Origin of the sequence: Arcicella sp. LKC2W (assembly GCF_034931005.1) — a bacterium.
Lineage (GTDB): Bacteria > Bacteroidota > Bacteroidia > Cytophagales > Spirosomataceae > Arcicella.
Genome location: NZ_JAYGIN010000024.1, coordinates 104,433 through 120,383, shown reverse-complemented (window position 1 = coordinate 120,383; position 15,951 = coordinate 104,433). Strand labels below are relative to the sequence as shown.

General features: G+C 35.7%; 11 protein-coding genes and 1 pseudogene. 8 read left to right on the top strand and 4 right to left on the bottom strand.

The window, feature by feature from the left end; genetic code table 11:
• The 8 genes and pseudogenes from VB796_RS18905 to VB796_RS23795 form a co-directional block, all read left to right on the top strand.
• The coding region (locus VB796_RS18905) for a potassium-transporting ATPase subunit KdpA (protein WP_323348146.1) at positions 1 to 771 on the top strand (771 nt) is incomplete at its 5' end.
• A 183-nt stretch (positions 772 to 954) separates the two neighbouring features.
• Positions 955 to 2,994: a potassium-transporting ATPase subunit KdpB gene (kdpB, locus tag VB796_RS18900; RefSeq protein WP_323348145.1), complete on the top strand. Its 2,040-nt coding sequence runs from the start codon at positions 955 to 957 to the stop codon at positions 2,992 to 2,994.
• A gap of 84 nt (positions 2,995 to 3,078) precedes the next feature.
• On the top strand, positions 3,079 to 3,645 hold the full coding sequence (locus VB796_RS18895; protein WP_323348144.1) for a K(+)-transporting ATPase subunit C: 567 nt from the start codon (positions 3,079 to 3,081) through the stop codon (positions 3,643 to 3,645).
• A gap of 74 nt (positions 3,646 to 3,719) precedes the next feature.
• Positions 3,720 to 4,845: pseudogene (locus VB796_RS18890) on the top strand (sensor protein KdpD).
• A gap of 151 nt (positions 4,846 to 4,996) precedes the next feature.
• Entirely contained in the window at positions 4,997 to 6,724 is a 1,728-nt protein-coding gene (locus tag VB796_RS18885; RefSeq protein WP_323348143.1) for an ATP-binding protein, read from the top strand.
• 210 nt (positions 6,725 to 6,934) lie between these two features.
• Positions 6,935 to 7,231: a helix-turn-helix domain-containing protein gene (locus tag VB796_RS18880; RefSeq protein ID WP_323348142.1), complete on the top strand. Its 297-nt coding sequence runs from the start codon at positions 6,935 to 6,937 to the stop codon at positions 7,229 to 7,231.
• An 8-nt stretch (positions 7,232 to 7,239) separates the two neighbouring features.
• Positions 7,240 to 7,890 (top strand): IS3 family transposase, encoded by a 651-nt coding sequence (locus tag VB796_RS18875; protein WP_323348147.1) that lies wholly within the window; start codon positions 7,240 to 7,242, stop codon positions 7,888 to 7,890.
• Positions 7,878 to 8,177, top strand: coding sequence for an integrase core domain-containing protein (locus VB796_RS23795; protein ID WP_416233530.1), 300 nt, complete (start codon positions 7,878 to 7,880; stop codon positions 8,175 to 8,177). Before VB796_RS18875 ends, VB796_RS23795 begins: the two co-directional genes overlap by 13 nt.
• Positions 8,178 to 8,413: 236 nt before the next feature.
• Here the strand turns inward: VB796_RS23795 and VB796_RS18870 are convergent, their stop codons facing one another.
• The 4 genes from VB796_RS18870 to VB796_RS18855 are packed head-to-tail and all read right to left on the bottom strand — an operon-like array spanning position 8,414 to position 15,939.
• Positions 8,414 to 9,535 carry a DUF7005 family protein gene (locus tag VB796_RS18870; protein WP_323348141.1) on the bottom strand — a complete coding sequence of 374 codons (1,122 nt, stop codon included), beginning with the start codon at positions 9,533 to 9,535 and terminating at the stop codon, positions 8,414 to 8,416.
• A gap of 9 nt (positions 9,536 to 9,544) precedes the next feature.
• On the bottom strand, positions 9,545 to 12,451 hold the full coding sequence (locus VB796_RS18865) for an NHLP bacteriocin export ABC transporter permease/ATPase subunit (protein WP_323348140.1): 2,907 nt from the start codon (positions 12,449 to 12,451) through the stop codon (positions 9,545 to 9,547).
• An 8-nt stretch (positions 12,452 to 12,459) separates the two neighbouring features.
• On the bottom strand, positions 12,460 to 14,655 hold the full coding sequence (locus VB796_RS18860) for an NHLP family bacteriocin export ABC transporter peptidase/permease/ATPase subunit (RefSeq protein WP_323348139.1): 2,196 nt from the start codon (positions 14,653 to 14,655) through the stop codon (positions 12,460 to 12,462).
• Positions 14,656 to 14,673: 18 nt separating this feature from the next.
• Positions 14,674 to 15,939, bottom strand: a complete 1,266-nt coding sequence (locus tag VB796_RS18855) for an NHLP bacteriocin system secretion protein (protein WP_323348138.1) — start codon at positions 15,937 to 15,939, stop codon at positions 14,674 to 14,676.
• Positions 15,940 to 15,951 lie beyond the last annotated feature (12 nt).

Here is a 15,951-nt window from a genome sequence, read left to right as displayed (position 1 = left end):
CTGCCGTTTGAATTCTTCGCTGAAATAGCGAATAAATTTTTGCCCAGTGTTCTTGGTTTTGTCCATCTTTTGATACGTTTTAAGTTCAAAATTTGGTCAACTTATTTCAGGACGGGACACAACGCCATGCACGATAGCCTGACCCCACTCACGGGAATGTTTACCATGTTGGGTATGATGGTTAATAGTTTTTACGGTGGTGTAGGTGTTGGCTTTTTGAACTTCTATATTTTCATGATTTTGGCGGTATTTATCAGTAGTTTGATGGTGGGACGAACTCCCGAATTTCTTGGTAAAAAAGTGGAAGCAAAAGAAATGAAAATTGCCATGATTATTGCCTTATTACACCCTTTCCTAATACTTGCTTCAACCTCACTTTCAAGTTATATTTTTACCAGTAACCCAACTGAATACGCAGGTTGGTTAGCCAATCCAAGTAATCACGGATTTAGTGAAATGTTATACGAATTCACTTCTTCAAGTGCCAATAACGGTAGTGGTTTTGAAGGTTTGGGCGACAATACTCCGTTTTGGAATATTGCGAGCGGAGTGGTAATGCTTTTGGCTCGATACTTACCAATTATTGGTCCAGTGGCGATTGCTGGCACTTTAGCGGGGAAAAAGTTTATTCCAGAAAGTGCAGGAACGCTCAAAACGGATACCTCAACTTTTGGTTTAATGATATTTGCGGTGATTGCCATTGTGGCGGCTCTGTCATTTTTCCCTGCCTTAACACTTGGACCAATTGCGGAATATTTTTCGATGAAATAAGATTGAGCGATATGCTCAATAGAGACGTAAATTAGACCACAGATTGTACGGATATTACGGATTTACACGGATAAGTTATTACAAAAATCAAGAAACTACAATTAAAAAAATCAGTGTAAATCTGTTAAATCCGTAAAATCTGTGGTCTAATTAAATCTCGCTCGCAAACTAAAAACTAAAAAAATGAAAGCTCAAAATACATCATTATTTCAAAAAGAGTTGATTCAAGAGGCATTTAAGCAGTCTTTTGTCAAACTCAATCCTAAAATCATGTTTCGTAATCCCGTCATGTTTACGGTTGAAATCGGAACAGCGATTATGTTAGGCGTGTGTGTGTGGATATTATCTGGCGAAAGCACACAGGGTAGTTTCGCCTATAATTTTATCGTGTTTTTGGTCTTATTTTTAACCCTCATTTTTGCCAATTTTGCCGAAGCCATTGCTGAAGCACGGGGAAAAGCACAAGCCGATAGTTTACGTAAAACACGAGAAGAAACGCCCGCAAAACTAATTCAGCCAATTGGCGAAATGTATTTGAACGAGGTAAGGATTATCCCTTCTTCTCAGCTCAAAAAAGGGGACGTTTTTATATGTGAAACGGGTGATACCATTCCAACCGACGGCGAAATTATCGAAGGTTTAGCAACCATCGACGAAAGTGCCATCACAGGTGAATCTGCCCCTGTAATTCGAGAATCGGGCGGAGATAAAAGTTCGGTCACAGGGGGAACGAAAGTTTTATCTGACAAAATTAAAGTGGTCGTTACCACTGAACATGGGGAGAGTTTTTTGGACAAAATGATTGCTTTGGTTGAAGGTGCAAGTCGCCCAAAAACACCCAATGAAATTGCACTGACGATACTTTTAGCAGGATTTACTTTAGTTTTTATCATCGTTTCGGTTACGCTAAAACCTTTCGCTGATTACGCCCATACACCTATTACTATTGCGGCTTTTATTTCGCTATTTGTATGTTTGATTCCAACAACCATTGGCGGTTTATTGTCTGCTATCGGTATTGCAGGAATGGACAGAGCTTTACGAGCAAATGTTATCACCAAAAGCGGTAAAGCCGTCGAAACTGCGGGGGATATTGATGTTTTATTATTGGATAAAACGGGAACAATTACCATCGGAAATAGAAAAGCGACTCATTTTTATCCTGCCAATGGCGTGGACGAAAAGCATTTTGTCAACTGTACGGTTTTAAGTTCAATGTCGGACGAAACGCCCGAAGGAAAATCCATCATTGAATTAGCAGGAATCAAGCCCGAAAGCTTAAAAGTAGAAAATCCAAGATTTATAAAATTTACGGCAGAAACCAGAAGTTCGGGTATTGATTTTGGTAATATCAGAATCAGAAAAGGTGCCTCTGATGCCATCAGAAATTTGGCTCAACAAGCAGGGAATTCTTATCCAGAAGAAACTGCTTCGAGAGTGAAAACAATTTCGAGTAATGGCGGAACGCCCTTGGTAGTTTCTGAAAATGAGATAGTTATTGGAGTTATTGAATTACAAGACATCATTAAACCTGGTATTCAAGAGCGTTTTGAACGTTTGAGAAAAATGGGAATTAAGACGGTAATGGTAACGGGTGATAATCCGTTGACGGCAAAATTCATAGCCGAAAAAGCAGGCGTTGATGATTTTATTGCCGAGGCAAAACCCGAAGATAAAATGAATTATATCAAAAAAGAGCAACAAGAAGGTAGATTGGTAGCCATGATGGGCGATGGCACAAATGATGCTCCTGCCTTAGCACAAGCCGATGTGGGAGTTGCCATGAATAGCGGAACACAAGCGGCAAAAGAGGCGGGAAATATGGTGGATTTGGATAATGACCCCACTAAATTAATCGAAATTGTGGAAATCGGGAAGCAGTTATTAATGACTCGTGGTACGCTGACCACTTTCTCAATAGCCAATGACGTTGCCAAGTATTTCGCAATTATTCCTGCTTTGTTTATTTTGGCAATACCATCATTGCAGGGCTTGAATATCATGAATTTATACAGTCCAGAAAGTGCGATTTTATCGGCGGTAATTTTCAACGCTATCATTATTCCTTTCTTGATTCCGTTGGCATTGCGTGGCGTAGAATACAAACCGATTGGTGCAAGTGCTTTACTCCGCAGAAACCTATTAATTTATGGTTTGGGGGGCGTTATTGTTCCTTTTATCGGAATAAAATTAATTGATATTTTAGTGTCAGTATTTGTATAGATTCAAGCGTAGGGGCGTATCGCATACGCCCGTTCATTAGGCAAAAGGGCGTATGCGATACGCCCCTACAAACATTCAAAAAACATGAAAACCAACATAATTCCAGCCATAAGATTAACCTTATTTTGTGCTATATTCTTTTCAGGAATTTACACATTCAGTCTTTTAGGCATCGCCAAATTTGCTTCTAATGGTGGCAAAGGCGAAATAACTACCCAAAACGGTAAAACATATTACAGTAATATCGGGCAATTATTTACCGATGATAAATATTTCAATTCTCGTCCATCCGCAGTAGGTTATAATGCCGCAGGGTCAGCAGGAAGTAACAAAGGTCCAAGTAATCCCGTTTATTTAGCTGAAGTTCAAGCACGAATTGATACATTTATGGTGCATAATCCAAGTGTTAAAAGAATAGAAATTCCCTCTGATTTAGTTACGGCAAGTGGTAGTGGCTTAGACCCAAATATTTCGGTACAAGGGGCAAAAATTCAAATAAAACGAATTGCAAAAGTTCGTAGTATTTCGGAAGAAAAACTATTGCAACTTATTGATAATCAAATAGAAAAACCATTATTCGGTTTATTTGGAACTGCCAAAGTTAATGTTTTAAAATTAAATTTAGCTTTGGAAAATATAGCACGCAGATGAGACTAACCGTCCGTCTTGATGCCTACGGTGCGAAGTATCTGCGTAATCTGCGTTCCATCAGTCACGAAAACAATATGTCAGAAAAAGACCAAACCGTCCAATATTTCCTTGATTTGATAAAGAAATCAAGGAAAGGTAAATTCAAAATTTACATCGGGATGAGTGCGGGCGTGGGGAAAAGTTACAGAATGTTGCAGGAAGCTCATTCGCTTTTACGCAATGGAATTGATGTAAAAATCGGTTTTATTGAAACGCACAACCGCAAAGAAACCCACGAATTACTGGCAGGTTTACCCATTATTTCAAGACGAAAACTATTTTATAAAGGCAAAGAATTGGAAGAAATGGACGTACAAGCCATCATCAATGCTCGGTCCAGAAGTGGTAATTGTGGATGAATTGGCACATACCAATATTGAAGGCAGTAAAAATGAAAAACGCTGGCAGGACGTAATGGACATCATTTCGGCGGGAATAAATGTCATTACTGCCGTTAATATTCAGCACATTGAAAGCTTGAATGAAGAGGTTAAAATTATAACTGGAGTTGAAGTAAAAGAGCGAATTCCCGACAGTGTACTTGCCCAAGCCGATGAAGTGGTCAATATTGATTTAACTGCCGATGAACTTATCACTCGATTGAAAGAAGGTAAAATTTATACTTCCGATAAAATCGAAATTTCCCTTAAAAATTTCTTTAAAAGCGACCAGATTCTTCAATTGCGAGAATTAGCATTAAAAGAAGTTGCTTCACAAGTAGAAAGAAAAGTAGAGTCGGAAGTAACCAAAACCAATTCTTTGAAGCACGAACGTTTTTTAGCTTGTATCAGTAGTAATGATTCGACCGCCAAAACTGTTATCAGAAAGACGGCTCGTTTGGCAAATTATTATAACAGCAAGTGGTACGTTTTGTACGTGCAAACGCCCAATGAAAGTGCTGATAAAATTGCTTTGGACAAACAGCGGCACTTGATTAATAATTTCAAATTAGCGACTGAATTAGGAGCGGAAATCATTAAAATTGAAAGTGATTCTATCGCCCGAACCATTGTTGAACAAGCCGAAAAATTGGGAATTTCAACGGTCTGCATGGGAAAACCGCATTTGAGTTTATGGAGAATTATCTTGGCAACTAACGTTTTTAATGAGTTGTTGAATAAATTATCTTCTAATAACATTGACTTAGTTATTTTGTCATGAATCTGTTTAGGAACGGAGGTTACACAGAGAGCCACAGAGTAAAAATGAGAACCTCAGAGTATTTTAGAGCGTTTTTTCTCTGTGGTTCTCGTCTATTTTCTTTGTGGCTCTCTGTGTAACCTTCATCCCTCAAAATATCAATTTAAAAACCATGAAAATCAAAACCAAATTAACATTGGGCGTAGGACTTCTATTCTTAATGATTTTACTGCTCAGTGCCATTGGTGAAATTTACATCAATGCTCTAAAAAGTGATACCGAAAATATTTTGGTTGATAATTATAATTCCTTAGTATATGCCAATAAAATGCTTGCTTCGTTGGAGGAAAATGCATCAAAATCACTTTTGCAATTTGAAGAGAATTTGAAACTTCAAGAGAATAATATTTCAGAAATTGGAGAAAAGGAAACCACACAAACTTTGAGAATAAATTATAATCAATTTTTAAAGAATGGGTCTGTTTTAGCAACAAAGCAATTAATCAGAAAGGAAATTTTCAAAATCATTGACTTAAATATGAGTGCGATTCAGCGGAAAAGTGAATTTGCCAAACGAACAGCCGAAGTTGCAACGCTCAGAATTGCTTTAACGGGCGTTATTTGTTTTTTGATTGCCTTCACTTTATTGATAAATCTGCCGTCAAATATTGCCAATCCCATTAAAGAATTAACGGAAAGTATTAAACAAATTGCTGCGAAAAATTATTCGCAAAGAGTTCATTTTTCCAGTAATAATGAGTTCGGAGAGTTAGCGAAGTCCTTCAATACGATGGCTGAAAAATTGGAAGAATACAATGATAGCAATTTATCTACCTTAATGATTGAGAAAAAGCGAATAGAAACGCTCATTAATAATATGCACGACCCCGTAATTGGTCTGGATGAAAGCATGAAAATCATTTTTGTAAACGAAGAAGCCACAAAAATGATTGGTTTACCTCACTATGAATTAGTGGGAGAATTTGCTCAAAACCTTGCTTTCAGAAATGATTTGATTCGCTCATTGATGCAAGATATAACCATCCCAAAAACGAATAATAAGCGAGAAAATGCCGAAATGATAAAGATTTTTGCTAACAATAAAGAGAGTTATTTTGAAAAAGAATCCCATAATATTTTAATTATTCCAACGGGCGAACAAACCAAAAAGACCATTGGCTTTGTGGTAATTCTTCGGAATATTACCCAATACAAAGAGTTGGATTTTGCTAAAACGAACTTTATCGCTACGGTTTCTCATGAGTTTAAAACACCGATTTTTTCCATTAAAATGAGTTTGCAATTGCTTGAAAATGAAAGGGTTGGGCAATTGAATGAAGAGCAACGGAATTTATTGAAAAGTATAAAAGATGACACTCAAAGATTATTAAATACCACCAGCGAGTTATTAAATATTACACAAGTCGAAACGGGTAATATTCAACTTTCTATTGTTCCCGCCGACCCTAAATCTATCTTAACTTATGCCATTAATGCCAATAAAACGCAAGCTGAGCAGAAACAAATACAATTACAAACTCATTACAAAGACAACCTGCCCGAAGTTTTGGCAGACAGCGAAAAAACGGCATGGGTTTTAATCAATTTAATTTCCAATGCCATTCGTTATTCTCATGATAATTCCACGATAATTTTATCAATTATAGCTGATAATCAACAAATTAGATACGTCGTCAAAGATTTTGGACAAGGAATTGCTCCACAATATAAAGACAAAGTTTTTGACCGATACTTCCGTGTTCCAGGGACAAAAAAAGAAGGAACTGGACTTGGTTTAGCCATCAGTAAAGAATTTATTGAAGTTCAAGGTGGTCAAATTTCGGTAGAGAGTGATTTTGGTTCGGGAAGTATCTTTACAGTTACTTTGCAGTTAGCGTAATGATATTTTACGAAGTTTTTGTTCGTAGAATGTCATTACATTTTTACGACAATTATAAATGCTGATTGGGTTTACAATTATTAATTATTGATGATGTCTTCATCAATTCATTACTCATTTGATTATCTTTTATTCTCGTTGAGTCTCCCGAACCCCCTAATTAACTGGACAAATTTTTCGTAAAACAAGTTTTAATAACTTTACGAAATTATGAGCAATCACAGACGCAATTGGAGTCTTTCCGAGAAACTCGAAGCGGTCCAATTAATGAAAAAAGAAGGGGTCGGCAAAACCTCACGCCAACTTGAAATTTCGAGTACAACGCTATACAAATGGGAACGCCATTTTGATAAACATGGAGAACAAGGGATGTTGTCAAAACCTATTTCTGATAAAAATCCAGAACTCGAAAGAATTAAAAAAGAGAACCATGAACTCAAAATGTTAGTGGCTGAAAAAGAACTAATTATAAGAGTTCAAAACGAGTTGCTAAAAAAAAGTCCTTAGCTAAAACGATTCGACTTGCAGTTGCTCAGCGTTGTATCAACTTAGGAATTACCAAGAGTTTAGTTCTGAAAATCTGTGAAATTAGTCGAAGTTCTTTTTACTATAAACCTAAATTAGGGACTCAACAAGTAGGGAGATTTTTCTCGACAACTACTAAAAAAACGACTGGTGGATATGATGATAATGAACTTGTTGTTGAATATATCAAAACCTTATTAGCCGAACCGTTCGTTGATTATGGGTACTTGAAAGTAACTTTTTTCTTACGAGATGAGAAAAACTATATCATCAATCCTAAGAAAGTTTATCGTCTGATGCACGCCAATAGCCTTTTATGCACTGAAAAAGGCTCTCGTGAATTTACTAAACGCCAATGGGTGAAAGAATTAGTACCAAAGCCTATCAAGGAATTTACTTATTTTGAATTTGACATTAAGTATATTTACGTTCAAGGAAAAAAGACTAATGCCCAGGTATTGACAGTCATTGATGTGTTCTCTCGTTGGAATATGGAGCATATTATCAAGTGGAATATACGTCAAGAAGATGTCATTATTTTATTCGACAAAATTTTTGAAACTTATGAACTACCTGATACTTTTTACGTCAGAAATGACAATGGTAGCAACGGGCGGCGAACCGCTTTATCGCTGACTTAGTTCAACAGTATTTTCAAGATAAAAATATCATCCAAGAGTTTACTGGGCGGCACTCCGCTAAACCAGCTACACCTGAGCAAAATGCTCATATTGAATCTTATCATAGTATCATGGAAAGTGTGGTCTGCAAACGTTACGAATTTGATGATTTAAAAGATGCAATTCTTACCATGAATCAATTTAGAGAGTTCTATAATTTTAAAAGAATTCACTCGGGAGTCAAGTACAAAAGTCCATATAGATTCCTCTTAAATAGAGGCATAGACATGAAAAAACTAAAACTATAAAACTGAAAAATCTGTCCTAAAATTAGGGGGTTAAGCCATTAGTACGTTAGTAATTAAGAAATCAACTCCCCCAAAAACAAATTCCCCGACACATAGTAAGCAAGCGGTTTCGGGGAATACATTGCTACCTATCTTCTAATTTTATTTAAAATTCCTCGCTAATTTTTTCTTATTAACTTACAATGTAAACATTGTTTAATATGAAGCCATCTTGACTTCTATGAGACATAAATAATTTACGCAGTCTGTTCTGAAATCTTATAGTATTTTTCAACAAGTAGGTTTACTCCACTTTTCGAGGCAATGTCTAAAACACCTGTTTCACACAATGTCTTAATTCGAGACACCCGGTCTTTGTCAGAATTGATTTTCCCTAATCTACTATCGAAATTTGCAATATTTTCTATAGCATTTTTTATAATGGTGGTTAAGGTTGAAAAATTCTCAAAAGATAAATCTGAATTTCCTAGATAGTTTTCAAGTCTTGCCCCCTTACGGTAGTTTGGATAATTCTCTAATCCCATGAAAGATAGCATCCAATTTATATTATATTTTCCATTAGTTTTGACGATTCCTATATAGTCTGCAATTAGTTCATCGTGAAGATTATTGGAAGCGTAACCATATTTTTTTAGGGTGTAAAGATGGGTACATTCATGCTCGAGCCTAATTGAATAAGAATATTGTCCCCACTCAATATCTGACATTCCTAGTTGGCTTGCGTTTACATTACTGTAAGGTTTTGTACTCAAAATGATTATTTTATCTTTGAATAAGTCTGGATTAGAAAGGACATTGTTGGAAAACTCCTTACTCCAATTACCTGTTGGGTTATTTTTTAACCAATCATTCTTCAAATTATTTAACCTATCCCAATTATTTATTCCATTAATTAAGATAGCACCCATTGAAAGTGGAACTGAAATAGGGTTATTCTTGTGAAGAAGACATTGAATAATTTTTATAAAGTCTTGACCGTCAGGTATCTTCAATACAGGAACTTTCCCAGCGATACTTTTATGAATGCAAATTTCTATCCCATCTGGATTATTGAGTTTCAGCTTATTTACAAGATTTATTGACTCTGTTTTACCCTTCAACACTGCATCAATATAAGCCTGTGTTTTATTTATTCCTTCTTCTATGGGAAAATGTAATTGAGGATAACAATTTTTTAAAGTTTGAAAAGTACCGTGTTTGGAAGATTTTTCACAGTAAGTTTCCCATGAATGTATATAAGGTTCATCAGCAAAAAATGTAGGTAGTTTGACTGAGGACTTGAATTTGTTTTTAAAATAAAGATTTAGTTCTTCAGGCAAAATGATTTTATCTTCTCTGATAATATTTATTAAAGACATTGACATCGTTTATGCAATTTGGCGTTTGGCAAGTTGAGCAAATAAGGCATCATTTTCCATTAAGTCATCGTAAGTTCCTGATTCTACAATAGTTCCTTTTTCCATCACATAAATACGGTCAGCATTTTTGATAGTGCTTAATCTATGGGCGATGATAATACGAGTAGCTTGAAGTTTATCCAAACTTTCTGAGACTATATTTTGAGTTTTATTATCCAACGCACTGGTAGCTTCATCCATAAATAGCAATCTTGGCTTATGAGCAATGGCTCTGGCAATCATCAACCTTTGTCTTTGTCCACCCGAGAAAGTCCCTGCACCTTCACTTATAACAGTGTGCATTTCCATAGGCATGTGCTTAATATCTTCTTCCATTCCTGCCATACGTGCTGCCTCCCAGGCATCATCCAAAGTCAATTCTGAATTCCCCACAATATTTTGATAAATACTACCAGACATCAATGCTCCATTTTGCAAAACAACTCCTATTTGTCTTCTTACCAACTCTTTATTCATTGATTCATAAGCATCACCATCATAATAAATAGAACCTGCTTCGGCTTGTTCGAAGCCTAACAATAATCTCATGATAGTAGATTTTCCTGAACCAGAAGCACCTACGAAAGCAACCATCTCGCCGGGTTTAACCTTGAAGGTAACATTGTTCAATACAAGAGGCAAACCTTCTTTATATCTAAAAGAAACGGAATTCATTTCTATTTCTCCTGCTAATTCACCAGGATCTATGCTTTGTTCAGCGGATTCCGTTTCTTCTTCTAAAATCGGCTTAACTCTTTCGTATAAAGTAATGACATTAAGAGAAGTAATTAACGCCATACTTAATCGTAAACTATCATTTAAGAACTGGTTGAATGCCGAAACAAATGCCATGAAAGCTCCTACAGATAGCATATTGGTTTCAGTGCTTGCATGCAAGACTGTGTAATACAGAAACGAGAAAAATAAAATATTGGTGAAAAGAGGATATGAGGCGTTGAAAGTCTCCACAAAGTTTTGATAACCTCCTGAGCTAAAACCCAATTGTTTTAATTTTGAAAATTTGTCCGCCCAAAGTGTGAATACTCTTCTTTCACCTCCTACTATTCTGATTTTAGTAATTCCTGATAAAAATTCGAAAAGAAAACCTTGTATATTGCCCTGAGAAGTAGAAACTTGTCTATCAAACTTCAATTTAAACAATCCGATTGAGACCATAAAGACTGCTGCAATCAGTCCTAAGCCGACGCCTACCCAAGCTAATGATGAGTCGTAGTAGAATAAAAGTATTAAGTTGACGAAAGAAAACGCACCACTCAATACCGCAGTCATTAAGGTACTTGACACAATTTGACGGATGGCATTAATACTCAAAACTCGATTAGTAAGGTCACCTGTGGAGTATTTTTTGTAGAAAGTTACTGGTAGTCTGAGCATGTGGTCCATTACTCCTGCTTGTAGATTAATACTGGACTTAGACTCAACCCTCAATTGTAAAACTCCTTTTGCTAAATGTAAGCCTGCTGTTACGAAGCCTATCATAATCATGATTGAAAAAATCTCCAAATGAAGTGATTTGTCAGCCGTTGGGATAACATCATCGTACATCATTCCAGACAGCGTAGGTACTAATAATCCAATTAAACTACCTATTAATGCCGAAAACATCAATATCTTCGCATCCTTTTCTACTCCTCTGAGTGCAAAAGCAAACACTTTTTTTACAGAACTCATTTTGCTATCAAAACCAGCAAGGAACATATAGCCAATCGGCTCTAAAGTATCTGCAATTTCATAATTTACATCTGATTCAATACCTGTTGATAAATCTTTTAATATATAGCTTGTAGAAGTCTTCTGCAATAGAGCAACAGGTATTTTATCTTTTTTAGTGAATGCTAATAAATGCCCATTTTCTTCCTTCCACCAAGTATCTCTTAAAATAATTTTACGAATCCTTATTTTGGAGCTTTTTGCGATAGCGTATAATTGATTGGTAGTACTATTCTGATAGGAATCTATGTGTTTGGGTTCATCTAAATCAAAACCAATTTTATTGCCTATTAACTGACAAGTTGCAAAAAGAACATTTGCTTTAGTTGAATTTTGTACAAGCAAAGGAGTAGCATCATTACCCGATATAACAGATTTTATTTTATCAATGGTGCTTTTCAGCCCCTGTTCTTCAATAATAAATTTTTCTTTAAAATGATTACTTTCCTCCGTTTTATGGGCTTCTATAATTTTATTAAGTTGGGCATAAAAGTACTCTTCCAATTTCATTAATGCTAACAGAAAATAGATTTCGTCTTCAACTAAAACCTCTCTTGTGCTTAGAACCCTAATTTCGGTATTTCTGCTTATTGACTTTATCCATAATTTATTCGAAACTGGAGCAACAAAATCAGGGTATTTTTCATGATTGATAAGTGTGCTTTCACAGAAAATTTCAATTTCGCCTTTGAGTAAATGAATCCAATTGATTCCGTTTGAAGGAAAAGCAACCGTATTTTTTTCTAAGGATGTAATTTTATATTCATCAAGTCCTTTATAAACTCTTGGACTATTAATAGTATTTACAATTGATGACGTTTTTAAAATCCATTTATTAATCATATTCTTCAGAAAGAAATGATCCATTTCAAGGAGATTATTTTTGTCGATAGGTAAAAGCGTAGCTTCGTTAGAGGAAATAATAAGTCTGGTATTATCAGTATTTTCCGGAGTCAATAAACTAAATATAATCTCTCCTTTTTGAGCAGTATATAGATGTTTTAATGTATTCAGATATTCTCCTTTTTCGTCAACTTTAGTATAAAAAACATTTACTTCACCCGACAGTATCATCCAAAACCTATCTGTTTCATTCAAAATGAACGGTTTTTCAACTCTGATATATATTTTTTGATTTGTTGACATAACAATATTTATTTTATTTCAACTAATTGGGCATATACTCCTTGTTTTTTTAGCAATTCTTGATGCGTTCCTCGCTCAACAATTTTACCATACTCCATCACAATTATTTCATCGCAGTCCATAATAGTACTTAGTCTGTGAGCTACAATCAAGCATGTACAACCTCTTTTTTTGATATTATCCATCACTATTTTTTCGGCCGTCGGGTCCAAGGCACTTGTTGCTTCATCCATAATTAAAATGGATGGATTGGTGGCTAAAGCTCTGGCAATTTCCAAACGTTGGCGTTGTCCACCACTAAAATTACTTCCACCTTCCATCACGGTACTATCATAGGCATCTTTTCTTACTGCTATGATGTCATGAATGGCCGCATCACGGGCAGATTGAATTATATTTTTATCAGAAATGGTAGAATCCCAGAAAGAAATATTTTCTTTAATTGTACCGTTAAAAATCAATACTTCTTGGTCTATTACAGCCAACGATTCTGTGATGATATGCCTTGGTATCTCGCTTCTCGATTTTCCGTCAAACAAAACCTCGCCTTTCCATGGCTGATATAAGCCAGAAGCCACTTTTGCTACCGTTGATTTGCCACTACCTGAGCCTCCAACTAAGGCAACTCTACTACCAGGTTTTAACTTTAGGTTAAAGTTTTCAATCAAAGCGGGCATGGTTGTGTTATACCCAAAGGTTACATCCTTCATTTCAAAGTAACCGATTAGTTTATTACTGAAAGCTTCTCGCTGAATGTCATTCTTCTTTACGTTTTCTTCTCTGAATTGTTCATCTACTTCGTAGTTCATAACGTCATCAATACGACTCATATCGCTTTCGGTTTCATGTAACATTGTTCCCACCGAAATCAATTGATTAACAGGAGAAATGAAATTTCCCATCAAATAAGTAAAAGCAACCAAAGCCCCAAGTGTCATTTCTCCGTCCATTATTTTTAAAGCTCCTACTCCCAAAATTAGCGTTGTGGTAAGTGAAGTAAGTAATGGTGGCAACGTATTAAGTTTTATGGTTAGCCAACCTAACTCTTGTTGAGAATTCATCACTTTGGCTAAATACCCTACCCAATTGGCAAAAAAATCATTTTCTCTTCCTGATGCTTTTAGGGTTTCAATCATACTGATTCCAGAAGTGGTTGTTCCTAATAATTTACCAGTTTCGTTACTCAAACGGCGGTTTCCGTCTTTCCTGGCTCTGGATACATATTTTAGTACGACCACATTAAGCAAGGCCATACATATACCTATAAGTGTTAACGAGACATCATAAGAAAACATTAGTAGAGCATAAAATATAATCACTATTACGTTTAATAATGAATTGGCGAGGTTTCCGCTCAATAATTGGGCGACTTTGTCATTCAACGAAACTCTATTCCCAATTTCACCACTGTATCGTTGTGTAAAAAATGCAATAGGTAGATGAAAAACGTGCCATAGAAATTTACTGGAAGTGGCAAGAGAAAGTTTTGTTTCTAATTTCAGTAGATAATATTGCTGTAGATAAACCAAAACTGCATTAATGATTAAGGTAGCACCCATAATCAATAACAGAGGCATAACGAAGCTCGAATAACCATTTATTAAATATTTATCAATGAATATTTGGATAAATGATGGTATAATCAACCCTGGAATTACTAAAAAGAAACTTACTAAAAGTATGTACAAAATACTTCCTTTTGAGTTGGCAACTCTTGATGCCAGAGATGACATCAACCCTCGTTTCTCATTTCCTTTTTCAAATGTTGTTGAAGGATTGAATGTAAGTACTACGCCCGTATAGGCTTCATCAAACTCTTTATGTGTTACGTGGTATCTTCCTTGGGCAGGGTCGCTTAAATATACTTTATTCTTGGTAAATCCTTCTAAAACCAAGAAATGGTTAAAATTCCAAAATATGATAGCCGGTGTCTGAATTTGCATTAATTTTTCAAGCGACTTTGCGTAGCCTTTTGATTCTAATCCGAACTCTTTCGCAGCTTTGATAATGTTGGTAGCTTTAAGACCATCTCTGGAAACACCACAAGCAATTCTAAGTTTTTCTAATGGAACAAATTTTCCAAAATACCCTAAAATAATACTCAATGCCGCAGCTCCACACTCTACACTTTCCATTTGCAATACCGTAGGAACTTTGACTGGTCTTGCTTGTTTTTCAATAACAAATTTTGTCTTACTTTCCATTTTTTGAAAGGCTATTTATTAGTACAAGTCAAAGAATTTTTTAAAGGCAGGTACCACAATTGAAGCAGGGTTTTCTTGTTTTATTGTGATTTTACCTGTGCATGAAGTTCCTTCCTTTATAGCAATATCGGGGCCTTTGGCTGATGTCCATTTGAATCCGCTATATGAATTAGAATCTTTATCAAATTCGACGTGTACTTCAAAGAGAGGACCTGATGATAATAAACCTTTAGCTAATTGATCATTTTTGACTGATGTCATCATACCTTGTTGAGTAATTGGAAAATCTGAAATATAAGTAACTTTTCCTTTGATAAAACCGTATTCTTGAGGCTGTACAGTCGAAGGAACCACAAATGCTTCCATACCTTTCTTAATCTTTTTCCCATCTTGCGATGGAATATAAAGAACACCTTTCAATTTATTAGACAGTTTTGCCTCATCCTGATTCTTTAATTTAAACAACGGAGTTCCAGCACCGACCACAACACCTACATCTGTCAAAACCTCTACAACTTCACCGCTGTAAGAGCTACGGATATTCGACTGCTTGTCATATCTCTCTGTCAAAAACTGAAGATTTCTCTCTGCTTCGGCAATTCGTTGGTTTTGTAAGGTAATCTTTTGTTGTAAATCAAACCCAATATTTAGTTTACGGTTTGATATTTCAACCAATTGACCTTTCAGTCTTTCAATGGTATTCAGTGAAGCATCTATTTGTTGCTTTGTATTGGCAACTTGCGATTTTATGATTAATCCTTTAGTAAGTAGATTATTTTCTGATTCTAATTGATTGTTAAGAAATGATAACTTCTTTTTTTCTGCTTCAATTTCCCCTTGAATACTAACCCTATTTTGGCTAATTAATTCACCTTCCAACTGTGACCCTTGGCTACCGTAAGACATCAATTTACCCATTTCCAGCTTTCTGTCAGTCAATACAGCTTTTGCACCTTCTATTTGCTGAGAAAGCTCTGGTTGCTGTATGGCAGCAATAATGTCGCCCTCTTTAACTTTATCACCAATACCCACTTTTAACTTTATCAGTTGTCCATTTGATGTAGAAACAACCTCATGTACTTGTCCGCCCAACACAACACCAATGGCATTAAGCTTTGTTTTTACTTTACCAAAAACAGCCCAAGCAAGTCCTGTACTAAGGGCTAATGAAACGGTTAAGAGTGCAATCCATGCTTTTGGACCGGTAACTTTTATTAATTGGTCTAATTTCTCTGGAGTCGAAAGTTTTTCTAAAGCTGACTTTCTAAAGAATCCTGCTGCCATAGTTTTTAGTTT